Here is a 22367-nt window from a genome sequence, read left to right as displayed (position 1 = left end):
ATCTACAGGCGGAAGTAGCCGGCCAGCGCCATGAGGGTGAAGGTGGTCAACGCCACCATGGCGATGATCCAGGGCAGGTCCTGGCGGAACGCCTCGCCCTTCGAATTGGCAACCTTGCGGCCCATGTGGTCGTGCGTGGCGTTGTCGGATTCGGACATTCTTCGATCTTCCCCTGGCACTCCCCGCCGCGCATGCCTTGGGCGCGGTGGGCGATGGTTGTCCCGTGCCGGGCGGCACCCCATCCTCCCCAGCCTGAGATCAGGACGGAGAGTGAAGCCATGCCCGGTGTTCCCGATGTATCCCCCCGCGCGGCCTGGCAGGCCCTGGCCGAGGACCCCGACGCAATGCTGGTGGACGTGCGCACCGACGCCGAGTGGAACTTCGTCGGACTACCGGACCTGGGCGGGATCGGCAAGCAGGTCGCGCTGATCCCGTGGCAGGTGTATCCCAGCATGCAGGTCAATGGCGGCTTTGTCGAACAATTGCATCGCGCCGGTGCCTCGCCGCTGTCCAAACTCTATTTCATCTGCCGTTCAGGCGCGCGAAGCCTGGCGGCCGGCCAGGCGGCGCAGCAGGCGGGCTTTCCGCATGCCTTCAACGTCGCCGATGGCTTCGAGGGGCCGGTGGATGCCGAAGGCCATCGCGGCGTCATGGCGGGCTGGAAGGCCGACGGGCTGCCCTGGCGCCAGCGGTAGGGCAGCCGGCGTCCGGATGGGATGAGCCGGAGGCCGCGCCCGCCGCGGGCCTATTCCTCCAGCGCCGATATCGCCTGCCAGGCGCGCAGCACGGAGGAGGCGGTATAGGGCTTGGTCAGGATCGGGCGACTGCGGAAGCGGTCGTCGATGGTGGCGGTGTCGCCATAGCCGGTGGCGAAGACGAAGGGCACCTGCATGGCGGACAGGCGCTCCGCGATCGGCACGCTGCGCTCCCGCCCCAGATTGTAGTCCAGCACCGCGAAATGCGGACGGTTCTCCGCCAGGTAGCTCAGCGCCGCGCTGACGGTGGAGGCGACATGGACATTGTCCGCCCCGAGCGAGCCAAGCATGGCCTCCGTCTCCAGCGCGATCAGCAGATTGTCCTCCACCAGCAGGATGTCGCCGGACAGGCGCTCCACCTTCGCCTGCGTCCTCTCGGTGGCTTGCGCATTGGCGCCGGGTGCCGCCGGGTCCAGCACCTCGATGAAGGCGGCGGGGATGTGGAACCGTGCGCGCAGGCCGGCGGGGGCGAAATCCACCCTTGCCTGGCCCATCAACTCGTGCGGGATCGCCCGCTCGATGATGGTGGAGCCGAAGCCGCGCCGCGTCGGTGGGGTGATGGGCGCGCCACCGATCTCGTCCCAGGCGATGTCGAGCCCCTTGTCCGGGTCGTTGCGCAGCGCGATCTCGACATGGCCGCGGGAATCGCGGAAGGCGCCGTATTTCGCGGCGTTGGTGATCAGCTCGTGCATCACCAGCGCCACGGTGGCGAAGGCGTCCGGCTGGATGCCGACATCGTCGCCGTGGATGGCCACCCGTTCCGCCTTCGCACCGAGATAGGCGCCGGCCTCCACCCGGATCATGGTGGCGAGCGACCGCGCGCCCCAGCCGCTGCTGGTCAGCTGGTCATGCGCGCGGGCCAGGGCGTGGACCCGGGCGCTGACCTCCTCGGCGAAGCTCTCGACGCTGGTGGCGCTGTCGCCGCATTGCCGCACCAGGCCGACGATCAGGTTCAGGATGTTGCGGACCCGGTGGTTCAGCTCCGCGATCAGCAGGTCCTGCTGGTCGTTGGAGAGCTTGCGCTGTTTCTCGGCCCGGTCGGTCACCTGCAACATCAGCTCCAGCAGCGTCATGCGCAGCGCCTCGGCGATGGCGAGGTCGCCGGCGGACCATTGTGCCGACTGGCCGCGCACCGTCTCGCGCCAGGCGGCGAAGCTGGCGCGGGGGGAAAGCTGCTGCGTGCCCTCCACGCGCCGCACCGCCTTGGCGGGCTCCCCCGCCCAGGTCACCTGCTGCACCAACTCCCGCCGGAAGAACACCACGTAGTCGCGTGGCCGGCGTGAGACCGGGATCGCCAGCACGCCGCAGCCCTGCCTCGTGTAGTGCGCCGCCGGCGGATGCACGAGCGAGAGCGCATGGCTCGCATAGACCTTGCTGGCCGCCGCGCGGTTCAGGAAGCGCATGATCTCCAGGATCTCGCTGGTCCCCGGCGTGGTGCCGGTGGTGCGCAGCCGGCCGTCGATGAAGGTGGCCAGCCCATCCGCCCCCAGCATGCTCTGCACCCCGACCAGGTGCTGGAACACGTCGTCGAGCGACCCCGTCTCGCCCGACAACTGGCTGATCATCCGCGTCTGGAAGTCGCGGGCTTCCTCCCGCCGCGCCACCTCCTCGGCCCGGGCGCGGGATTCCAGCAGGAAGGAGAACATCTCACCGAAGAACTCCAGCGCCGTGCGCCGTTGCAGCGACAGGTTGCGCGGCGTGGCGTGGTGGCAGGCGATCAGCCCCCAAAGCCGTCCGCCGGACAGGACGGAGATGGACAGCGAGGCCCCGACCTGCATGTTCCGAAGATACTGGATATGCACCGGGGAGACGGCGCGCAGCACGGACATCGACAGGTCGATCGGCCGGCCGGAGGGATCGAGCGCCGGCAGCACCGGAACCGGTTCCGCCGCCACATCGGCGATCAGGCGGATCGGGTTGCGCAGATACAGGGCGCGGGCCTGGGCCGGGATGTCGCTGGCCGGGTAGCGCAGGCCCTTGAAGGGAGCGAGGTCGCCGCGCCGCGTCTCGGCCACCACCTCGCCGCTCAGATCCTCGTGGAAGCGGTAGAGCATCACGCGGTCGAATCCGGTCAGAGCGCGCATCTGCCGCACCACCAGGTCGCACAGCCGGGCCAGGTCCGGCACGTGGCGCAGCTGGCCCAGCAGCGTCTGCACGAAGCCGGCGACCTGCTCATCCCCCTGCACCGCAGGCTCGCCCTCGATCACCAGGGATTCGCCAGCGCGGTGGATCGCCAGGTCGAAGGGGCGGCCGCCGGGCAGCGCGTCGCTGCCGAACAGGCGCTGTGCGCCGGACCCGTGGCCCAGCATCTGCAACTGCCCGCGGATCTCGTGCAGCATGTCGCGGCCAAGCACCTCGGACAGCGGCGTGCCCAGCACTGCCTCCGGCGAGACGTTGAGGAACTGCTCGAGGTTGGCCGAGGTCCGCGTGGTGATCCAGTCGGCCGAGGCTTCGACGAGGAACCCCTGTGGCTGCACGAAGCCCAGATAGTGGATCTGCTCAAGGTCGCAGGAGGAGAGGGCGTCCTTCCAACGCTCGCCCGCCAGTTGTTGCATCAGGTTCTCCTTGCCCCTCCGACGCCGGGGCGAGGGGATCGCGAGCATAGACCAATCGGGCGTAAAGATGGAGGCAAGTCGCTTTCACGTCCGCGTCGGGGCGCATCGGTGGTCGTGCGGGCACCAGCCTGCACATTGCGGTTGACAGCGGCGCGTCGGCCCGGCTGTTACGACCTTGGATCTTGCCGGAGGGGATCGGGATGGCCCGGCACACGCTGCTCTACGGCCTCGGCGCGCTGTTCCTGGCGGTCGTCGTGGTGGCCACCATTGTCATCGTGCGGCAGCCGCCGGAACCCGGCACGGCTGCGGCCTTCCGCGCGCTGTCGGCCGGGCCACCATCCCCGGCGGTCGTTCTGCCGGGCAGCGTGCCGGTCCAGCCGCCGGACCAGCGCCGCCCGGCGGCGGATTCCTGCACCAGCTTCAACCGCGAACTGGATGAGGCCGCCCAGGCCCAGGCGCGCATCGGCAACCAGGCGGAGGCGCAGCGCCTGCTGAGCCTGCGGCAGACCTGCCCTGGCGCCGCGCAGCGGCGCTGAGGGCGTGCCGCGGCATCATGGCTTGCCTGTGCGGCGGATTCAGGCCGAAGCTGCGCCTCCAACCGGCCGCGCGATGCCGGCCAGGCCCACCCCGCCCGCGGTCCTGACCGGAGTGCTGCGATGCCGATGATCGAGACCGCCCTGGACCTGCGTTCCGCCGAATGCCGCGCGAATGCCGCGCGGATGCAAGCGCTTGTCGATGATCTGCGCGGCGTGGCGGAACAGGTGCGGCTTGGTGGCGGTGAGGCGGCGCGGGCGCGGCATCTGTCGCGCGGCAAGCTGCTGCCGCGGGACCGCATCCGCGCCCTGATCGACCCGGGCTCCCCCTTCCTGGAGGTGGGGCAGCTGGCCGCCCAGGGCATGTATGGCGGCGAGGTGCCTTCCGCCGGCATCATCACCGGCATCGGCCGTATCGCCGGGCGCGAATGCGTCATCCTGGCGAATGATGCCACGGTGAAGGGCGGCACCTATTTTCCCATGACCGTGCAGAAGCACCTGCGGGCGCAGGAGATCGCGCAGCAGAACCACCTGCCATGCCTCTACCTGGTGGATTCCGGCGGCGCCAACCTGCCGAACCAGGACGAGGTCTTTCCCGGCCGCGACCATTTCGGCCGGATCTTCTTCAACCAGGCCACCATGTCCGCCCTCGGCATCCCGCAGGTCGCCGTGGTGATGGGCTCCTGCACGGCTGGCGGCGCCTATGTGCCGGCGATGTCGGACGAGACCATCATCGTCCGCAACCAGGGCACCATCTTCCTCGCCGGCCCGCCGCTGGTGAAGGCCGCGACGGGCGAGGTGGTGAGCCCGGAGGATCTGGGCGGCGCCGAGCTGCACAGCCGCGTCTCCGGCGTCACGGACCACATGGCGGAAAGCGACGCCCATGCGCTGGGCATCGCCCGGCAGGTGGTGGCCGGGCTGAACACGGTGAAGCGTCCGCCGGTGGCGCTGCGCGCGCCGGTGCCGCCGCGCTACGCGGCGGCGGAGTTGTACGGCGTGGTGCCGACCGACCTCCGCACCCCCTACGACGTGCGGGAGGTGATCGCGCGCCTTGTCGACGGCAGCGAATTCACCGAGTTCAAGCGGCTGTACGGGCCGACGCTGGTCTGCGGCTTCGCCCATCTCTGGGGTTATCCGGTCGGCATCGTCGCCAACAACGGCATCCTGTTTTCCGAAAGCGCCCAGAAGGGCGCGCATTTTGTGCAGATCTGCGCGCAGCGCGGCATCCCGCTGGTCTTCCTGCAGAACATCACGGGCTTCATGGTCGGCCGGAAATACGAGGCCGGCGGCATCGCCAAGGATGGCGCCAAGCTGGTGACCGCCGTCGCCACCGCGGCCGTGCCCAAATTCACCGTCATCATCGGCGGCAGCTTCGGCGCCGGGAATTACGGCATGTGCGGCCGCGCCTATTCGCCGCGCTTCCTGTGGATGTGGCCCAATGCCCGCATCGGCGTGATGGGCGGGGAGCAGGCGGCCTCCGTGCTCGCCACGCTTCGCCGCGACGCGATCGAGCAGCGCGGCGGCACCTGGCCGGCAGCGGAGGAGGCCGCCTTCAAGGCGCCGATCCGCGAGCAGTACGAGACGCAGGGCCATCCTTACTACGCCAGCGCGCGGCTGTGGGACGATGGCGTGATCGACCCGGCCGACACCCGGCGGGTGCTGGCGCTCGGCCTTTCGGCCGCCTTCAACGCGCCGGTGCCGGAAACGCGCTTCGGCCTGTTCCGGATGTGAGGCGCGCGATGTTCCGCAAGATCCTGATCGCCAATCGCGGCGAGATCGCCTGCCGCGTCATCGCCACGGCGCGGCGCCTGGGCATCGCCACCGTCGCCGTGCATTCGGAGGCCGATGCCGGTGCGCGGCACACGCGCCTGGCCGACGAGGCCTGGCCGATCGGGCCGGCCCCGGCGCGGCAGAGCTACCTGTCCATCCCCGCCCTCCTCGACGTTGCCCGCCGCGCGGGGGCGGAGGCGGTGCACCCGGGCTATGGCTTCCTGTCCGAGAATGCGGATTTCGCCGAGGCCTGCGCCGCCGCGGGCCTGATCTTCATCGGCCCGCCCCCCGCGGCGATCCGGGCCATGGGCTCGAAGGCCGAGGCCAAGGCGCTGATGGCGCAGGCCGGGGTGAAGCTGGTGCCCGGCTACCACGGCGCGGCGCAGGATTTTCCGACCATCGCCGCGGCGGCGACAGAGATCGGCTACCCGGTGCTGCTCAAGGCCAGCGCGGGCGGCGGCGGCAAGGGCATGCGCGTCGTCGAGGCACCCGAGCGACTGGCGGAGGCGCTGGAGGGCGCGCAGCGCGAGGCGCTGGCCTCCTTCGGCGACCAGCGCGTACTGGTCGAGAAATACCTGGCCCGGCCAAGGCATATCGAGATCCAGGTCTTCGCCGACCGGCAGGGCAACACCGTCTCCCTGTTCGAACGCGACTGCTCCATCCAGCGGCGGCACCAGAAGGTGATCGAGGAAGCCCCGGCGCCGGGCATGGACCCCGCCAGGCGCCAGGCGATGGGGGAGGCGGCGGTCGCCGCGGCGCGCGCCGTGGGGTATGTCGGCGCCGGCACGGTGGAGTTCATCGTCGAGGGCGATGCCTTCTACTTCATGGAGATGAACACGCGCCTGCAGGTCGAACACCCGGTGACGGAGATGGTGACCGGCCTCGACCTGGTGGAATGGCAGCTGCGCATTGCCCATGGCGAAGCCCTGCCGCTGGGGCCTGCGCTGCCGGCGCTGCGCGGCCACGCGATCGAGGCGCGGGTCTATGCGGAGGACCCGGCGCGGGACTTCCTGCCCTCCACCGGCCGCCTGCTGCATCTGCGTCAGCCGGTCGAGATTCCAGGCCGGATCCGGGTGGAGACCGGCGTGCGCGCCGGCGATGCGATCACGCCGCACTACGACCCGATGATTGCCAAGCTGGTGGTCTGGGGAGAGGACCGCCCCGCCGCGCTCAGCCGCCTCGCGACGGCCCTTGCGGCCTATGAGGTGGTGGGCGTCGCGACCAATCTCGGCCTGCTTCGTGCCATTGCCGGCCATGCTGCCTTCGCGGCCGGCGACCTCGATACCGGCTTCATTCCGCGGCATGCGGGCAGCCTGCTGGCCGCGGCGCCCTGCGTGCCAGCGGCGGACCGGGTGGCGGTGCTGGCCGCCGCGGCGCTGGTGGTGCTGCGCGACCGGGCGGGCGCGGTGCAGGCGGCGGCCCGCGCCACCGACGACCCCTGGTCGCCCTGGGCCATGATGGATGCGTGGCGGATGAACGGGGAAGGCTACCAGGACCTGTCCTTCCGCGACCGGGACGGCACGGCGGTGATGCTGCGCGCCCACCCCGGGCCGGATGCCAGCCTCCGGCTCGACCTGCCCACCGGCCCGGTGCAGGCCAGCCTGGCCGAGGAGGCGGAGGCCCTGTGGCTGACGGTGGACGGCGTCTCCCGCCGCCTGGGCGTGGTCCGTGACGGGGCGGAGATCACGGTCATCCTGGCCGGCGCCAACCACGCGCTGACGCTGCTCGACCCGCTGGCGCCGCCCAGCACCGAAACCGCCGGCGGCGACCGCGTCACCGCGCCGATCCCCGCCCGGGTGACGCGCGTGCTGGTGCAGCCCGGCGATGTGGTGGAGCGTGCCGACCCGTTGCTGGTGCTGGAGGCGATGAAGATGGAACTGACGCTGCGCGCCCCGATGGCCGGCACCGTTGCAACCCTCGCGCACGCCGTGGGCGACATGGTCGAGGAGGGGACCGAGCTGGTCACCTTCGTCGTGCCCGCAGCCTGATCGGGCTATCATAGAGCCGATCGATCAAATCGTTCTGAATTACTCATTGGATCGATGTCCGCCACCCGTCCATAGTCCGTCGCCTCAAGGCAACGAGAAGGGGAAGACGCCCATGGACACGAACCCACCCGCCGCGGCCAAGTGCCCGGTTGCTGGCCATACCACCCGTCTGGCGCGGATGAACCGGGACTGGTGGCCGAACCAGCTCAACCTCAACATCCTGTACCAGAATCCGCCGGCGGCTAACCCGCTGGGCCGGACCTTCGACTATGCCAAGGAATTCGAGACGCTGGACCTGGACGCGGTGGTCCAGGACCTGCACGCGCTGATGACGGATTCGCAGGATTGGTGGCCGGCCGATTACGGCCATTACGGCCCGTTCTTCATCCGCATGGCCTGGCACAGCGCTGGTACCTATCGCATCGGCGATGGCCGCGGCGGCGCCGGGTCGGGCACGCAGCGCTTCGCGCCGCTGAACAGCTGGCCGGACAACGCGAACCTCGACAAGGCGCGCCGCCTGCTGTGGCCGATCAAGCAGAAGTATGGCCGCAAGCTGTCCTGGGCCGACCTGATGGTGCTGGCCGGCAACGTCGCCCTGGAATCGATGGGGTTCAAGACCTTCGGCTTCGCCGGCGGCCGCCCCGATGTGTGGGAGCCGGAGGAGGACGTCTATTGGGGCCGCGAGGGCACCTGGCTGGGCGACGAGCGCTACAAGAACGAGCGCGAGTTGGAAAGCCCGCTGGCCGCCGTGCAGATGGGCCTCATCTACGTCAATCCGGAAGGCCCGAACGGCAAGCCGGACCCGGCCGCCTCCGCCCACGACATCCGCGAGACCTTCAGCCGGATGGCGATGAACGATGAGGAGACGGTGGCGCTGATCGCCGGCGGCCACACCTTCGGCAAGACGCATGGCGCGGCCGAGCCCGGGCAGTATGTCGGGCTGCAGCCGGAGAGTGCGGGCGTGGAGGAACAGGGCCTCGGCTGGCGCAACAGCTACGGCAGCGGCAAGGGCGTGCACACCATCACCAGCGGCCTGGAAGGCGCCTGGACCACCAACCCGATCCAGTGGGACAACAACTACTTCGACAACCTGTTCAACCACGACTGGGAACTGGTCCGCAGCCCGGCCGGCGCCTACCAGTGGGTCCCCAAGGACGGCGCCCTGGCCGATGCCGTGCCGGATGCGCATGACCCGGAAAAGCGCCATGCGCCGATGATGGCCACCACCGACCTGGCGCTGAAGGTGGACCCCATCTACGCCAAGATCGCCAAGCGCTTCCACGAGAACCCGGACCAGTTCGCGGATGCCTTCGCCCGCGCCTGGTACAAGCTGACGCATCGCGACATGGGGCCGCGCGCCCGCTACAAGGGCAAGCTTGTGCCGGCCGAGGTGTTGATCTGGCAGGACCCGGTGCCGCCGGTGGACCATCCGCTGGTGGACGAGGCCGACATCGCCGCGCTGAAGACCCGCATCCTGGCTGCCGGCCTGTCCACGGCGGAACTCGTCTCCACCGCCTGGGCCTCCGCCGCCACCTTCCGCGACTCCGACAAGCGGGGCGGCGCCAATGGCGCGCGCATTCGCCTGGCGCCGCAGAAGGATTGGGAGGTCAACCAGCCGGAACAGCTGGCCCGCGTGCTGGGCGTGCTGGAAGGCATTCAGGCTGCCTTCAACGCGGACCAGGGGGGCGGGAAGAAGATCTCGCTGGCCGATCTGATCGTCCTGGCCGGCGGCGCGGCGATCGAGGCGGCGGCGCAGCAGGGCGGGCAGGCGGTGACGGTGCCCTTCACCCCCGGCCGCACCGACGCGCTGCCGGAGCAGACGGATGTGGCGTCCTTCGCGGTGCTGGAGCCGAACGCGGACGGCTTCCGCAACTACCTGCGCCCCAGCGACGACCCCCGCTCGCCGGAGGAGAAGCTGGTGGATCGCGCGCAGCTGATGACACTGAGCGTGCCGGAGATGACGGTGCTGGTCGGCGGGCTGCGCGTGCTGGGCGCCAACCATGGCGGCGCCGCACATGGCGTCTTCACCGACCGGCCGGGCGCGCTGACGAACGACTTCTTCGTCAACCTGCTCGACATGCGCACGGCCTGGTCGGCTTCCGCCAGCTCCGAGAACCTGTTCGAGGGGCGGGACCGGGCCAGCGGCGCGGTGCGCTGGACCGGCACGCGGGTGGACCTGCTGTTCGGCTCCAACTCCATCATCCGGGCGGCGGCGGAAGCCTATGCCTGCGAGGATGCGAAGGACGCCTTCGCCGAGGCCTTTGTGGCGGCCTGGACCAAGGTGATGAACCTGGACCGCTTCGACCTCGCCTGACCCGTCCAAAGCCCTCTCCCCCCGCCGGGGGAGAGGGTTGGGCGAGGGGCTTCAGCGCGCCGCCGCCAGGATGCGGCGGGCGCGGCGCAGGATCGGCTCGTCCACCATGCGCCCATCCACGGTGAAGGAGCCGCGGCCCTCGCGTTCCGCTTCCTCCGCGACCTGGATCTGGCGGCGTGCCAGGTCCAGTTCCTTCTCGCTCGGCGCGAAACCCTCGTTCAGCACCGGCAGCACCCCAGGGTGGATGCAACTGGCGCCGACGAAGCCGGCGCGGCGGGACCGCGCGACGGTGTCGCGCAGCTTCTCCAGGTCGCGGAAATCCGCGATCGAGCCTAGCGTGCCCATCGCCGCCACGCCCGCCTGCGCGGCCGCCACCACCATGCGCCGCTTGATCGCGGCCATCACCTCGTCATCCGAGGTGCAGCCGATCTCGGCCGCCAGATCCTCCGCGCCGCAGAGCAGGGCGACGACCCGGGGCGAGGCCCCGGCGATCTCCGCCATGCACTCGGTCGCCGCGGCGCTTTCGATCAGCGGCAGCAGCACGCAGCGCGGGCTGCCGCCTTCCAGCTCGTCCAGCACCTCGGCCAGCAGCCGCACATGGCCGGCATCCATGGCCTTGGTCATCAGGATGCCGTCCACGCCACAGGCCACCGCGGCCTCGATGTCGCGCACCGCCAGGCGCAGCGGCCGGTTGATGCGCACCAGCACGGCCCCGGGGCCGGTGCGGCAGGTGGCGACGGCCTCCGCCAGCCCGTCCCGCGCCGCCGCCTTCTGCGCCGGCGGCACGCTGTCCTCCAGATCAAGGATCACCGCATCGGCGCCGGCCCCCGGCGCCTTGGCGACGAAGCGCGGCACGTTGGCCGGCACGTAGAGCATGGAGCGCCAGGTGGCGGCGCGCGGCATCATGGCCATGCTCAGTTCGCCGTCACGCCGGCTGCGCGGATCAGCTCGCCCCAGCGCGTCACCTCGCTGCGGATGAAGGTGCCGAACTGCTCGGGCGTGCGCGGCGCCGGTTCCGCGCCATCCTGGCGCAGCCGGGCGGCCACCGCCTCGGTGTTCAGGCTGGCGTTGATCTCCCGGTTCAGCCGGTTGATGATCTCGGGCGGCGTGCCGCTGGGGGCGGCGATGCCATACCAGGGCACCGTGTCGAAGCCCGGTGCCACGGTTTCCGCCGCGGTGGGCAGGTCCGGCAGGCTCGGCACGCGCTGGGCGGAGGAAACGCCGAGGGCCCGCAGCAGGCCCTGGCGGGCCAGCGGCATCACGGTGGGTGCCCCGCCCCAGGTCACGTCGACATGCCCGGCCACCAGATCGTTCAGCGCCGGGCCCAGGCCGCGATAGGGCACGTGCTCCATCTCCAGCCCCGTCGCCTGCAGGAAGGCCAGCATCACGGTATGGCCGGCGCTGCCATTGCCGGCCGTGCAGTAGCGCACCCGGTTCGGGTTCGCCTTGGCGAAGTCATGCAGCTGCTTCAGGGTCTGGAAGGGCTGCTTCGGGTTGACCACCAGCACGTTCGGCGTGGTGGCGATCATCGCCACCGGCGCGAAGTCGCGCACCGGGCTGTAGGTCAGGTTGGGATACATGGCGGCATTCACTGCCAGCGTGCCGATATGACCGAGCAGCAGCGTGTAGCCATCCGGCGCGGCGCGGGCCACGACCTCGGACCCGATGGTGCCGCCGGCGCCGCCGCGGTTTTCCACCACCACCGGCTGGCCGAGCCGTGGCGTCAGCTGGTCGGCCATGGCGCGGCCCAGCGTGTCGTTCGCCGCACCGGGCGGGAAGGGGACGATCAGGCGGATCGGCCGGTTCGGCCAGGCGCCCTGCGCCAGGGCGGCGGGGGCGGCCAGCGCGCCGGCCGCGGCCCCCAGAAGCGTGCGACGGTTCATGCCACCTTCTCCTTCCCCAGCAGCCTGGCCCGCTCGGCGGGCGCATAGCCCAGCTCCGTCAGGATCGCCTCGGCATGTTCGCCCTGGCGCGGCGCCAGGCGTGACTCCGGCAGGCCGGACCCCGAGAACCGGTTTGCGTGTCGCAATCCCAGCATGTGTTCCTCCCCTTCTTCTTGTGTCAGCACGCCCGATCCGCGCAGTTGCGGATCCTCCAGCAGGCTCGCCAGCGTGTTGTAGGGCATGGCGGGCACGTCGTGGCGGCGCAGCAAGGCCACCCATTCGGCGGTGCCGCGCTCCAGCATCACCTCGGCGCGCAGCGCGAAATAGGCCGCCACATTGGCCAGCCGCGCGGCGACGCTGCAGAAACGCGGATCCTGCATCAGTTCGGGCCGCCCGATCGCCGCGAAGAAGCCGCGCGCCTGCGCATCCGTGTTGGCGGAGACGCAGATATAGCCATCCCTGGTCTTCATCGGCCGCGCATCGGGCGTCATGATCCGCGGATCGCCGAAGCTGCCCTCCGGGTCGTGGGTGCGCTGGCCGAGATGCTCGGACAGCACGAAGGCCGCCGCATTCTCGAACATCGGCACCTCCACCGCCTGGCCCTCGCCGGTGCCGGCGCGCGCCACCAGGGCGGCGCAGATCGCCTGCGCGGCGATGATGCCGACGATGTGGTCCGTGAGCACGAAGGGCGCGAAGCGCGGTTCGCCGATCACCGTCTCCAGGCAGGCGGCGACGCCGGACAGGCCCTGGATGATGGTGTCGTAGGCCGGCGCGCCGTCATAGGGGCCGCCGCTGGCGAAGCCGGCGATGGTGCAATGCACCAGCCTCGGGTTCAGCGCCGAGAGCGCGGCCCAGGTCAGGCCCAGCGAGGCCAATGCGCGCGGCCGCATGTTGCTGACGAAGACATCGCTGGTCGCGGCCAGGCGCCGGATCACCTCCTGCCCCTCCGGCGCCTTCAGGTCGAGCACGATGGACCGCTTGTTGCGGTTGAAATGCATGAATTTGGGCGACATGCCCGGCGCGTTGGCCGGCGCCTTGCCGCCCAGCCGGCGCATCAGATCGCCTTCCGGCGGCTCCACCTTGATGACCTCCGCGCCCTGCTCGGCCAGCAGCAGCGTGGCGGTGGGGCCGACGATGACGCCGGTGCAGTCCAGCACGCGGATGCCCGCGAGCGGCCCGCGCTTCGCGGTCAAGCGAGGTCCCCCGGCTCGGCCGCGGCCTCGGCCTGGGCGATGATGCGCCCCGCCTCGTTCACCGCCCAGAGCGAGAGGCTGCCATCCGGCTGGTGGGTGCAGCGCAGCTCGCCTTCCCGGCCGACGAAGAAGGGGTTTACGTTGCGCACGGCAAAGCGGCCGAGGCGCCCGCCCGGCAGGTTGCGCTTCGCCATCTCGTGCAGGAACAGCGCGTGCAGCCCGCCATTCACCACCAGGCCGGGATAGCCTTCCTCCTGCGTCGTGTAGGGCTGGTCGTAGTGGATGCGGTGGCCGTTGTAGGTCAGCGCCGAATAGCGGAACAGCGTGACGGTCTGCGGCGCATAGGCCTGGCGGTCATCCGCCGGCGGCAATTCCACCGGCGCCTCGGCCTTCGGCGGCGCGCCGGCGCCGGGCTTCGCTTCCTCCCGGTAGACGATGTCGTGCAACTCGGTCAGCACCGGCTTGCCGTCCATCTCCACCACATGGTCCACGCGCACGAACACCATCTTCCCGGTCCGCCCGACCTTCGGCGTGATGGCGGCGATGGTGGAGGTGCGGCGGATCTCCGCGCCGATGGTGATGGGCGCCAGGTAGCGCAGGCGCCTGCCGGCGAACATGCGGCGCGGCAGCGGCACCGGCGGCAGGAAATCGCCCTTGCGCGGGTGGCCATCCGGGCCGAGCTGCGATTGCCGGGCCACGGGTGCGAAGAACACCGAATGCCAGCCCTCGGGCAGCGCATCGCCGCGGCGGTAGGCGAGGGGGTCGAGGTCGAGCAGGGCGGCCAGCCGGCGCACGATCGGCAGCGCGGCCTCGTCCTCCAGCACTTCCTGGCGGCCGATCCAGCCCTCCATGGCGCCGGATTCGACGTGGGTATCAGGCATTGCGGTTCCTCCTGCCGCGAGTCTTGTCCCCGCCGCGCGGCCGCGTCCAATGCAATGTGGTGACCACGCGATGCGTCCGGTGCATCATCTGGGGCATGTATCTCGACCTGCCGGGGCTGGAGGCCTTCATCGCGGTGGCGGAGCTTGGCTCCTTCCGCCGTGCCGCCAGCCGGCTGGGCCTCAGCCAGCCGGCGCTGACCCGGCGGCTGCAGCGGCTGGAGGCGGTGACGGGGGCGGAGTTGCTGGACCGCCGCGCCCAGCCCATCCGGCTGACCGCCACCGGCACGGCCCTGCTGCCGGAGGCGCAGGAGGCGATCGGCCGGCTCCGTGCCGCCATCCGCCGCGCCGTGGACCCGGATCGCGGGCAGCGCATCGAGATCGGCTGCCTGCCGACGCTGGCGGTGCGCCATCTCGGCCCCGTGCTGGCGGCGCATGGCGCGGCCTGGCCGGAATCCGAGGTCGTGCTGCACGAAAGCTCCGCCACCGAGATCCGCGCCATGCTGGACGCCAACCGCATCGACTTCGCGCTGGCCGCCATCGGCGCGGAGCGTTGGAACGTTGAGCGGGTGCCGCTGTTCGACGAGCCCTTCTTCCTGGTCCTGCCGCGCAGCCACCGCCTGGCGGCGCGCGAGTCGGTCGCCTGGGCGGAGCTGCGCGACGAGAAGCTGGTCTCCACCCATGCGGTCAGCGAGAATCGGCGGCTGGTGGATGCGGCGCTGGACCAGGCAAGGGTGCCGACCACCTGGCGGGTGGAGGTGCGGCACCTGGCGACCGCGGTGGCCATGGTGGCGGCTGGCGCCGGCATCATCGCCCTGCCGGCCTCCGCGCTGCCGGAGCCGCTGCCGCCGGGGCTGGCCACCCTGCGCCTGCTGCGCCCGGCGCTGACGCGACGCGTCGGTCTGCTCAGCCCGCGGGAGCGCCAGCTTTCGCCCGCCGCGCGCAGCCTGATGGCGGCGATCGTCACCGCGTTGCGGCGCGTGCCCGAGGCCGCGTTGCGGTGCGGGCCGGAAGCGGCTGCGCGGCCCGCCCCACCCGCGGCGCCTCGCCGGGGCAGGGCTTTACGCCCGGCATCCCCGCACGGATGATCCCGCCCCGCCGCAGCACCATCGGGAAGGACCTGCCATGAAGCTGGATGTCACCGCCGGGGGCGTCTACGTCATCGCGCCCACGCCCTTCCACCCGGATGGCCGCGTGGATGATGCCAGCCTCGACCGGATGACCGACTTCTTCCTGGGCGAGGCCCGATGCGACGGCATGACCATCCTCGGCGTGATGGGGGAGGCCCCGAAGCTGGATGGCGCCGAATCCCTGGCCCTCAGCCGGCGCATCATCGGCCGCGCCGGGGCCGCCGGCATCATCGTCGGCGTCACGGCGCCCGGCTTCGCCGCCATGCGCGCCCTGGCGCAGGGCGTGATGCAGGCGGGCGCCGCGGGCGTGATGATCGCGCCCCCCAGCCATTTGCGGACTGATGACGCCGTGGTGGCCTATTTCCACCAGGCGGTGGAGGCGATCGGGCCGGACATCCCCTGGGTGCTGCAGGACTACCCGCAGCTGTTCCAGGTGCAGATGACCCCCGCGGTGATCCGCCGCATCGTCATGGACCTGCCCTCCTGCGTCATGCTGAAGCACGAGGATTGGCCGGGGCTGGAAAAGATCAGCACGCTGCGCCGCTTCCAGGCGGAAGGCTCGATGCGGCCGCTCAGCATCCTTTGCGGCAATGGCGGCATCTTCCTGGATTTCGAGATGGCGCGCGGCGCCGATGGCGCGATGACCGGCTATGCCTTCCCGGACATGCTGGCGGAGCTGGTGCGCCTGTCCAAGGCCGGGGAGCGTGACCGGGCGCAGGATTTGTTCGACGCCCACCTGCCGATGATCCGCTACGAGCTGCAGCCGGGGCCGGGGCTCGCCGTGCGCAAATACGTGCTGATGCGCCGCGGCATCATCGCCTCCGACGCGCAGCGCCGGCCGGGCACGGCGCTGACCGAGACGGCGCGGGCGGAGGTGGAATACCTGCTCGCCCGGCTGGCACGGCACGATGCGCGGGCGCGGCTTCAGGCGCCGGCGAAGCGTTCCGCCGCATAGGGCGAAAGGTCCCGATTGCTCGGCCGGCCCAGCACGGCGGGCGCCAGCAGCTCCGCCGTCGGGGCGGAGCCGGTCAGGCCGAGATGGCCGTGGCCGAAGGCGAAGAAAAGCCCGGGCACGCGCTGCGCCGGGCCGATCACCGGCACGGAATCCGGCAGGCAGGGCCGGTGGCCCATCCAGAAGCCCTCCGCCGGCGCCGGCCGCGCCTCAGGGAACACCGCGGCCAGGTCGTCGTAGAGCAGCTTCGCGCGGGCCGGGTCCGGCGCGCGGTCCAGCCCGCCGAATTCCACCGTGCCGGCCACCCGCAGCGCGCCCTCCATCGGCGTGATGAACACCTTGCGGTCGGCCGGGATCACCGGGCGGGTCAGGGTGAAGCCGGGCTCCGGCAGATCCACATGGTAGCCGCGCTGCGATTCCAGCGGGATGCGGTAGCCGAGCGGCGCCGCCAGCCGCGCCGACCAGGCCCCTGCCGCCAGCACCACGGCATCGGCGGGATGATGCCCCGCCTGGCCCTGCGCGCCGCTGATGCGGCCATCCTGCGTCGTCAGCGCCGTGACCCGGTCGCGCAGGATGCTGCCGCCGGCCTGCCGGAACACCTCCGCCAGCCGCCGCGCGTAGCGGAGGGGGGAGGCGCAATGGGCGTGGTCCGCCAGGAAGATCGCCATCTGGTAGGCTGGGCCCACGGCGGGCTCCAGCGCCAGGATGCCGGCGCGATCCAGCCGCTCCAGCCTTGCGCCATGCGCCGCGCGGATGGCCCAGCTCGCCTGGTCCTTCGCCAGCTGCGTGGCGCCCCGGTACAGGTAGAGCTGGCCATGCGGTCGCAGCAGCTCCGGCGCGCCGATCTCCCGCACCAGGGCCTGGTGCTGTTCCGTCGCCAGGCGCAGCAGCCCGTCCAGCGCGGCGGTGGCGCGCGTGACCGAGGCCGGGCGCGCCGCGGCGACGAAGCGGGCCAGCCAGGGGGCGGCGCGCAGCCAGTAGCCGGCCGGCACATGCAGCGGCGCGGCGCGGTCCAGCAGCATCCGCGGCACCTGCTTCAGCAGGCCGGGCATGGCCAGCGGCGCGACGGAGCTCGCGCTGATCGCCCCGGCATTGCCGAAGCTGGCGCCGCCTTCGCCCGGCGGTTCCGCATCCACCACGCTGACCTCGGCCCCGGCCTGGCGCAGCCGCCAGGCCAGGGCGAGGCCGACGATTCCGGCACCGATCACCAGAACCCTGCGCGGGTTGCCCTCCGCCATGCCGTCGCCCTCCATCCAGGCCGTCCAGCTTGCACGGCGCGCCAGGGCGCCGGAAGCCCTGCCCGCGCGTGGCTTGGCGGGCGCCCGGTCACCGCGCATGCTCGGTGCGGCTGAAGGGGATGCGCCGCATGTACGATGTCATCGTGGTCGGGGCGGGTTCCGCCGGCGCGGCGCTCGCGGCGCGGCTGTCGGAGGATGCGCGGCGGCGCGTGCTGCTGCTGGAAGCCGGGCGGGACTGGCGCGCGGCGGAGGCGCCGGCGGCGTTGCGCAGCCCCAACATCATCCCCTTCATGCACGACCCGGCGCACCAGGCCGCCTGGCAATGGCCGGGGCTGATGACGCGCCGCACCCGCGCCCAGGCGCCGAAATTCTACTGGCGCGGCAAGGCGCTGGGCGGGTCCTCCACGGTCAATGCGCAGATCGCCATTCGCGGCGTGCCGGCCGCCTTCGATTCATGGGCCGAAGCGGGCTGCGAGGGCTGGTCGGCGGAGCAGGTGCTGAAGCTGTTTGACGTGATCGAGGACGACAGGGATTTCGGCACCCCCGGCCGCCGCCTCGGCGGGCCGCTGCCGGTCTGGCGCATGCCGGAGGATCGCTGGGGGGCGGTGGACCGGGCGCTGCGCGACGCCGCGCTGCAGGAAGGCCATCCCTGGAAGGCCGACCTGAACGCACCGGTGGGGGAGGGCGTGTCCTGCAACCCGATCAACCTGCGCGACGGCCTGCGCATCACCACCAATGACGGCTACCTGGAACCCGCGCGCGGCCGCCCCAACCTGGAGATCCGGGGGGAGGCGCTGGTCGACCGGGTGCTGTTCGAGGGCCGCACCGCGCGCGGCGTGCGGGTGCGCTTCGGCGATGGCGACTGGCAGGAGATCGCGGGGCGAGAGGTGGTGCTCTCGGCCGGCGCCATCCACAGCCCCTGTCTGCTGATGCGCAGCGGCATCGGCCCGGCGGCGGCGCTGCGCGGGCTTGGCATTCCGGTGCTGCAGGACCTCCCCGCGGTCGGCCAGCACTTCATGGACCACCCCATCCTGCGCGCCAGCCTGGACCTCGGACCCGCCCACCGGGCGCAGGGGGCCGAGGCGCGTCACACCAATTGCTGCGTCACCTACAGCAGCGGCCTGGGCGGCGGCGGGGAGCGTGACATGATCTTCATCGCCTACAACCATCGCGGCCTGGCGGAGGGCGGGGTGGCGCCGGTGGGGGCGATCGGCGTCGCGCTCTACGACGCCTTCTCCCGGGGCGAGGTCCGGCTGACCGCCGCCGAGCCCGAGGCGCAGCCGCTGGTGGAGGAGAACATGCTGGACCATGCGAGCGACCGGCTGCGCCTGCGCGACGGCGTCCGCCGCCTGGCGCGGCTTTGCGCCCGGCAGCCGGTGGCCGGCATCGCGGACCGCATCACCTTCGGCGAGACGGCGCTGAGCATGGACGAGGCGGCGGCACTGCCGGATGCCGAGCTGGATGCGGTGATGCTGCAGGAAGCCGGCGACATCCAGCATGCCGCCGGCACCTGCCGGATGACGGCGCATGAGGATCCGCGCGGCGTGGTGGACCCGGACCTCGCGGTGCGCGGCGTGCAGGGGCTGCGGGTGGCCGATGCCTCCATCATGCCGACCGATTGCCGCGCCAATCTGCACTTCACCTGCGTGATGATCGGCGAGATGGCGGCGCGCCGCGTCGCCGGCCGCATGACGGCGGGATGAACCTCGCCCCTGCCGCTTGAGCCGGCGCCCGGCAACGCCACATCCCCCCAAAGCATACCGGATTTGGAACGCATGAGCGACGCACCCTACACGCCCCCGACGATCTGGACCTGGGACAAGGAGAATGGCGGCCGCTTCGCCAACATCAACCGCCCCATCGCCGGGCCGACGCAGGAGAAGGAACTGCCGGTCGGGCGCCACCCGCTGCAGCTCTATTCGCTGGGCACGCCGAACGGCGTGAAGGTCACCATCATGCTGGAGGAGCTGCTGGCGGCGGGCCACCAGGGCGCCGAATACGATGCCTGGCTGATCCGCATTGGCGAGGGTGACCAGTTCGGCAGCGGCTTCGTCGGCGTGAACCCGAATTCCAAGATCCCTGCCCTGCTGGACCGCAGCGGGCCGACGCCGATCCGCGTCTTCGAATCCGGCGCCATCCTGGTGCATCTGGCGGAGAAGTTCGGCGCCTTCCTGCCGACCGATCCGGCGAAGCGGGCCGAATGCCTGTCCTGGCTGTTCTGGCAGATGGGCAGCGCGCCCTATCTCGGCGGCGGCTTCGGGCATTTCTACGCCTATGCCCCGAGCAAGATGGAGTACCCGATCAACCGCTTCGCCATGGAGGTGAAGCGCCAGCTGGACGTGCTGGACCGCCGCCTGGCGGAAAGCCCCTATCTGGGCGGGGATGACTACACCATCGCCGATATCGCCGTGTTCCCCTGGTATGGCGGGCTGGTGAAGGGCTGGCTCTACGGCGCGGCGGAGTTCCTGCAGGTGCAGACCTACAGGCATGTGAACCGCTGGGCGGATGCGTTGCTGGAACGCCCGGCCGTGCGGCGCGGCCGGATGGTCAATCGCGTCAATGGCGAGCCTTCCAGCCAGCTGCACGAACGCCATGACGCCAGCGACTTCGAGACGCGGACGCAGGACAAGCTGGCGGCCGAATAGGGCGGGACAACGGGAGATGGCGATGACGGACAACGGCACGGCGGACATCGATCCCGCCCTGATTCCCCAGGACATCTACGACCTGTACGACGAGTACTGCCATGGCGGGATGGATCGCCGGTCCTTCCTGCAGGCCGCGGCGGCGCTGACGGCTGGCGGGGCCGCGATGGCCCAGGCGCTGCTGCCGCGCTACGCCGAGGCGCAGACCATCTCCTTCACCGATCCGCGCATCAAGGCGCGCTATGTCACCTACGCCTCACCCGGCGGCACCTCCGGCTCCATGCGCGGCTACCTGGTGGCGCCGAGCGGCGCCGGGCGCTTCCCGGCGGTGCTGGTGATTCACGAGAACCGTGGCCTGAACCCCTATATCGAAGATGTGGCGCGGCGGCTGGCGGCGGAGGGCTTCCTGGCCCTGGCGCCGGATGGGCTGGCGCCGGTCGGCGGCTATCCCGGTAACGACGATGATGGGCGCGACCTGCAGGCGGGGCTGGACCAGGGCAAGCTGCGCACGGACATGCTGAACAGCGCCCGCCATCTGAAGGCGCATGAACTGTCCTCGGGCAGGCTTGGCGCCACGGGCTTCTGCTGGGGCGGTGGCACGGTGAACTTCCTGGCGGTCAGCCTCGGCGCCGAGCTGCTGGCGGCCGCGCCCTATTACGGTGCCGCCGCCGCCGCCGCGGGCGTCCCGGCCATCCGCGCCGAGATCCAGGCGCATTTCGCGGAAAACGACCCGCGCATCAACGCCATGTGGCCCGCCTATGCGGCGGCGCTGGCCGCCCAGGGCGTGAAGCATGAGGGCTTCACCTATGCCGGCACCCAGCACGGCTTCCACAACAACTCCACGCCCCGCTACCAGGAAGCCGCGGCCAAGCTGGCCTGGGACCGGACCTTGGCGCTGTTCAGGCGCACACTCGCCTGACCCGTCGCCGGTTCAGGCAAGGCGTGGCCGCCTTGCCCTGCCGCTTGCGTGCCGTCGGGGCAGGGCCGGCACCATGACGGGGAGCCCCTGCGTCGGGCGCTGCGTGTTGGACCCGCGGATCGGCCTCTGCACTGGCTGCGGCCGCAGCGGTGCCGAAATCGGCGCATGGCCGGGCATGTCGGACCCCGCCCGTGCCATGCTGGTGGCGGCATTGCCAGGCCGGCTGGCACGCATGACCGGCGCGGCGCCGCCGAGGGCGGGGGCCATGCCGGTGCCAGGACCGGCTGGCCGGCCGGCGCCGCCATCCGACTGCGCCGCCCCGGGATCGGTGGCAACCGTGCCTGAGGATCGGACATGACCCGCTTCATCGCCAATGCCCGTATGTATGCCGTGGCACCGGAGGCCGAGGCCGCCTGGCAGGCGCTGATCGCACATGTCGCTTCGGAAGCCGAGGTGGCACTCGACTACATGCCCTATCCGGCGCCGAAGCCGCTGGAGGATCTGTGGCGGCGGCCGGATCTCGGCTGCGTGCAGATGTGCGGCTACCCGATCGCGCTCGGCATCGCCGAGGTCGTGCCGATTGCGGCACCAATTCCGGCGCTGCCCTGGGCGGGCGGGCACGCCGCCTATCGCTCCGACCTCATCGTGCGGGCCGACAGTCCCTTTCGGACCCTGGCCGACAGCTTCGGGCATCGGCTCGGCTGGACCGTGGCGCACTCGCATTCCGGCTTCAACGCGCTGCGCCACCACCTTCTGCCGCACTGGCAGGCGCGCGGGCCGCTCTACGCCGCGGTGCGGGGCGAGTTGGTGACGGCGCGGGGCATCCTGGATGCCGTGCTGGATGGCAGCATCGATATCGGTCCGCTCGATGGGTATTGGCACGCGCTGATCGCCCGCTACCGGCCGGATCTGACGGCCGGGATCCGGGTGCTGGACCAGACGGCGCTGGCGCCCATGCCCGCTTTTGTCGCCGCACCTGGCCTGCCGGTGGAGGACCAGGCTCGCCTGCGGGCCGCCTTCGCCCTGGCCGCGAGCCGCCCCTGGTTCCCGCCGCTCGGGCAGGCGCTGCTGATCGCGGGCTTTTCCCCGGTGGATCGCAGCAGTTTCGCGACGACGTTGGCCTGGGACCGCGCGGCTGTCGAAGCGGGCTACGCCGCGCCCGGATGAACCGCGCCCCCTTCTGCGGGGCACCCGCTGGCCGTGATCTGGGGCGCCTGGACCGCCAGGCGGCCACCGGCCGACTTGGCCCGTGCGCGGCACGTTCCGGGCCTGGGGTCGCGGGGCCGGGTCCGGAAGTCTTTTAAGACGGTCTGTTGACAGTGGTGTGTGTGGCTCGTAGAAGGCGGCCACCGACGAGGAGCCCTTGAGGTTTTGGTTGGTTCGCCGGGAGGCGGGGGGTTGCAAGAGGCGGGGTTGCTCGCTAGATTGTTTGCCCCGCCGTTGAGGCGAAGGTCTTCATCGCAGTGATGCGAGGGTGCTGGTGGTCAGGGTTCTGGCCTCAGGACGCGACCGTGTTCATTCAAGCTGTGTATCTGTTGAGGGAAGAGTATTGGTTGCTCTTTGCTTGTTGTTGGTTGGCTGATGGTGCCTGTTGAGGGTGTTGTTGGTTGGCTG

The 22367-nt window shown here is 71.3% G+C and carries 19 protein-coding genes; 12 read left to right on the top strand and 7 right to left on the bottom strand.

All coding sequences use genetic code 11. The features are described from left to right. Positions 1-2: 2 nt before the first annotated feature. The gene (locus HEQ75_RS08320) at positions 3-158 is read right to left on the bottom strand and encodes a hypothetical protein (protein ID WP_168029196.1); all 156 of its coding nucleotides are present in this window, start codon (positions 156-158) and stop codon (positions 3-5) included. Between the two features lie 120 nt (positions 159-278). Between HEQ75_RS08320 and HEQ75_RS08315 the strand changes: the two genes are divergently transcribed. Continuing rightward, positions 279-695 (top strand): rhodanese-like domain-containing protein, encoded by a 417-nt coding sequence (locus tag HEQ75_RS08315; RefSeq protein ID WP_168029194.1) that lies wholly within the window; start codon positions 279-281, stop codon positions 693-695. A 50-nt stretch (positions 696-745) separates the two neighbouring features. Here HEQ75_RS08315 and HEQ75_RS08310 read toward each other — a convergent pair whose 3' ends face one another. Further along, positions 746-3310, bottom strand: a complete 2565-nt coding sequence (locus tag HEQ75_RS08310; RefSeq protein WP_168029192.1) for an HWE histidine kinase domain-containing protein — start codon at positions 3308-3310, stop codon at positions 746-748. A 200-nt stretch (positions 3311-3510) separates the two neighbouring features. Between HEQ75_RS08310 and HEQ75_RS08305 the strand changes: the two genes are divergently transcribed. From HEQ75_RS08305 to katG, 4 genes are all read left to right on the top strand, one after another. Next, positions 3511-3846: a hypothetical protein gene (locus tag HEQ75_RS08305; RefSeq protein ID WP_168029190.1), complete on the top strand. Its 336-nt coding sequence runs from the start codon at positions 3511-3513 to the stop codon at positions 3844-3846. Positions 3847-3966: 120 nt separating this feature from the next. After that, positions 3967-5574: a carboxyl transferase domain-containing protein gene (locus tag HEQ75_RS08300; protein ID WP_168029188.1), complete on the top strand. Its 1608-nt coding sequence runs from the start codon at positions 3967-3969 to the stop codon at positions 5572-5574. A gap of 8 nt (positions 5575-5582) precedes the next feature. Continuing rightward, positions 5583-7601, top strand: a complete 2019-nt coding sequence (locus tag HEQ75_RS08295; RefSeq protein WP_168029186.1) for an acetyl/propionyl/methylcrotonyl-CoA carboxylase subunit alpha — start codon at positions 5583-5585, stop codon at positions 7599-7601. Positions 7602-7713: 112 nt separating this feature from the next. Beyond that, positions 7714-9915 (top strand): catalase/peroxidase HPI, encoded by a 2202-nt coding sequence (gene katG, locus HEQ75_RS08290; RefSeq protein WP_168029184.1) that lies wholly within the window; start codon positions 7714-7716, stop codon positions 9913-9915. 51 nt (positions 9916-9966) lie between these two features. Here katG and HEQ75_RS08285 read toward each other — a convergent pair whose 3' ends face one another. From HEQ75_RS08285 to HEQ75_RS08270, 4 genes are read right to left on the bottom strand one after another with little or no spacing between them, the layout of a single operon-like run. Next, the gene (locus HEQ75_RS08285) at positions 9967-10827 is read right to left on the bottom strand and encodes an HpcH/HpaI aldolase/citrate lyase family protein (RefSeq protein ID WP_168029182.1); all 861 of its coding nucleotides are present in this window, start codon (positions 10825-10827) and stop codon (positions 9967-9969) included. A gap of 2 nt (positions 10828-10829) precedes the next feature. Continuing rightward, positions 10830-11798 carry a Bug family tripartite tricarboxylate transporter substrate binding protein gene (locus tag HEQ75_RS08280; RefSeq protein WP_168029180.1) on the bottom strand — a complete coding sequence of 323 codons (969 nt, stop codon included), beginning with the start codon at positions 11796-11798 and terminating at the stop codon, positions 10830-10832. Further along, a complete protein-coding gene (locus tag HEQ75_RS08275; RefSeq protein ID WP_168029179.1) occupies positions 11795-12991 on the bottom strand; it encodes a CaiB/BaiF CoA transferase family protein in 1197 nt (398 codons plus the stop codon). Before HEQ75_RS08275 ends, HEQ75_RS08280 begins: the two co-directional genes overlap by 4 nt. Next, positions 12988-13872, bottom strand: a complete 885-nt coding sequence (locus HEQ75_RS08270) for an FAS1-like dehydratase domain-containing protein (protein WP_168029177.1) — start codon at positions 13870-13872, stop codon at positions 12988-12990. The genes HEQ75_RS08275 and HEQ75_RS08270 overlap by 4 nt, the downstream gene beginning before the upstream one ends. A 95-nt stretch (positions 13873-13967) precedes the next feature. Here HEQ75_RS08270 and HEQ75_RS08265 point away from each other — a divergent pair, with 95 nt between their 5' ends. After that, on the top strand, positions 13968-14957 hold the full coding sequence (locus tag HEQ75_RS08265) for a LysR family transcriptional regulator (protein WP_168029175.1): 990 nt from the start codon (positions 13968-13970) through the stop codon (positions 14955-14957). 37 nt (positions 14958-14994) lie between these two features. Further along, a complete protein-coding gene (locus HEQ75_RS08260; RefSeq protein WP_168029173.1) occupies positions 14995-15954 on the top strand; it encodes a dihydrodipicolinate synthase family protein in 960 nt (319 codons plus the stop codon). Here the strand turns inward: HEQ75_RS08260 and HEQ75_RS08255 are convergent. After that, the gene (locus HEQ75_RS08255) at positions 15924-17204 is read right to left on the bottom strand and encodes an NAD(P)/FAD-dependent oxidoreductase (protein ID WP_209318428.1); all 1281 of its coding nucleotides are present in this window, start codon (positions 17202-17204) and stop codon (positions 15924-15926) included. The two genes, HEQ75_RS08260 and HEQ75_RS08255, sit on opposite strands and share 31 nt — an antisense overlap. A 113-nt stretch (positions 17205-17317) precedes the next feature. On the opposite strand from HEQ75_RS08255, the gene HEQ75_RS08250 reads away from it, so the two are divergent. The 5 genes from HEQ75_RS08250 to HEQ75_RS08230 all read left to right on the top strand — a co-directional run bounded on the left by HEQ75_RS08250 (position 17318) and on the right by HEQ75_RS08230 (position 21920). Further along, positions 17318-18892, top strand: coding sequence for a GMC family oxidoreductase (locus HEQ75_RS08250; RefSeq protein ID WP_168029171.1), 1575 nt, complete (start codon positions 17318-17320; stop codon positions 18890-18892). A gap of 72 nt (positions 18893-18964) precedes the next feature. Then, positions 18965-19834, top strand: coding sequence for a glutathione-dependent disulfide-bond oxidoreductase (yghU, locus tag HEQ75_RS08245; protein WP_168029169.1), 870 nt, complete (start codon positions 18965-18967; stop codon positions 19832-19834). Positions 19835-19850: 16 nt separating this feature from the next. After that, complete coding sequence (locus HEQ75_RS08240; protein ID WP_209318426.1) at positions 19851-20753, top strand: dienelactone hydrolase family protein; 903 nt, start codon at positions 19851-19853, stop codon at positions 20751-20753. Beyond that, positions 20641-21111 (top strand): DUF1289 domain-containing protein, encoded by a 471-nt coding sequence (locus HEQ75_RS29025; RefSeq protein ID WP_328733484.1) that lies wholly within the window; start codon positions 20641-20643, stop codon positions 21109-21111. The genes HEQ75_RS08240 and HEQ75_RS29025 overlap by 113 nt, the downstream gene beginning before the upstream one ends. Beyond that, positions 21108-21920 carry a phosphate/phosphite/phosphonate ABC transporter substrate-binding protein gene (locus tag HEQ75_RS08230; RefSeq protein ID WP_168029165.1) on the top strand — a complete coding sequence of 271 codons (813 nt, stop codon included), beginning with the start codon at positions 21108-21110 and terminating at the stop codon, positions 21918-21920. Before HEQ75_RS29025 ends, HEQ75_RS08230 begins: the two co-directional genes overlap by 4 nt. Positions 21921-22367: the final 447 nt, after the last annotated feature.

The sequence above is a fragment of the Falsiroseomonas selenitidurans genome, assembly GCF_012103215.1.
GTDB lineage: Bacteria > Pseudomonadota > Alphaproteobacteria > Acetobacterales > Acetobacteraceae > Falsiroseomonas > Falsiroseomonas selenitidurans.
This window is presented reverse-complemented; position numbering and strand designations above follow the sequence as displayed.

Excerpts from the sequence above, each read along its gene's own strand:
- HEQ75_RS08320 (WP_168029196.1), bottom strand. The coding sequence starts at position 158 with ATGTCCGAATCCGACAACGCCACGCACGACCACATGGGCCGCAAGGTT.
- HEQ75_RS08315 (WP_168029194.1), top strand. The coding sequence starts at position 279 with ATGCCCGGTGTTCCCGATGTATCCCCCCGCGCGGCCTGGCAGGCCCTG.
- HEQ75_RS08310 (WP_168029192.1), bottom strand. The coding sequence starts at position 3,310 with ATGCAACAACTGGCGGGCGAGCGTTGGAAGGACGCCCTCTCCTCCTGC.
- HEQ75_RS08305 (WP_168029190.1), top strand. The coding sequence starts at position 3,511 with ATGGCCCGGCACACGCTGCTCTACGGCCTCGGCGCGCTGTTCCTGGCG.
- HEQ75_RS08300 (WP_168029188.1), top strand. The coding sequence starts at position 3,967 with ATGCCGATGATCGAGACCGCCCTGGACCTGCGTTCCGCCGAATGCCGC.
- HEQ75_RS08295 (WP_168029186.1), top strand. The coding sequence starts at position 5,583 with ATGTTCCGCAAGATCCTGATCGCCAATCGCGGCGAGATCGCCTGCCGC.
- katG (WP_168029184.1), top strand. The coding sequence starts at position 7,714 with ATGGACACGAACCCACCCGCCGCGGCCAAGTGCCCGGTTGCTGGCCAT.
- HEQ75_RS08285 (WP_168029182.1), bottom strand. The coding sequence starts at position 10,827 with ATGGCCATGATGCCGCGCGCCGCCACCTGGCGCTCCATGCTCTACGTG.
- HEQ75_RS08280 (WP_168029180.1), bottom strand. The coding sequence starts at position 11,798 with ATGAACCGTCGCACGCTTCTGGGGGCCGCGGCCGGCGCGCTGGCCGCC.
- HEQ75_RS08270 (WP_168029177.1), bottom strand. The coding sequence starts at position 13,872 with ATGCCTGATACCCACGTCGAATCCGGCGCCATGGAGGGCTGGATCGGC.
- HEQ75_RS08265 (WP_168029175.1), top strand. The coding sequence starts at position 13,968 with ATGTATCTCGACCTGCCGGGGCTGGAGGCCTTCATCGCGGTGGCGGAG.
- HEQ75_RS08260 (WP_168029173.1), top strand. The coding sequence starts at position 14,995 with ATGAAGCTGGATGTCACCGCCGGGGGCGTCTACGTCATCGCGCCCACG.
- HEQ75_RS08255 (WP_209318428.1), bottom strand. The coding sequence starts at position 17,204 with ATGGAGGGCGACGGCATGGCGGAGGGCAACCCGCGCAGGGTTCTGGTG.
- HEQ75_RS08250 (WP_168029171.1), top strand. The coding sequence starts at position 17,318 with ATGTACGATGTCATCGTGGTCGGGGCGGGTTCCGCCGGCGCGGCGCTC.
- yghU (WP_168029169.1), top strand. The coding sequence starts at position 18,965 with ATGAGCGACGCACCCTACACGCCCCCGACGATCTGGACCTGGGACAAG.
- HEQ75_RS08240 (WP_209318426.1), top strand. The coding sequence starts at position 19,851 with ATGGCGATGACGGACAACGGCACGGCGGACATCGATCCCGCCCTGATT.
- HEQ75_RS29025 (WP_328733484.1), top strand. The coding sequence starts at position 20,641 with ATGCCGGCACCCAGCACGGCTTCCACAACAACTCCACGCCCCGCTACC.
- HEQ75_RS08230 (WP_168029165.1), top strand. The coding sequence starts at position 21,108 with ATGACCCGCTTCATCGCCAATGCCCGTATGTATGCCGTGGCACCGGAG.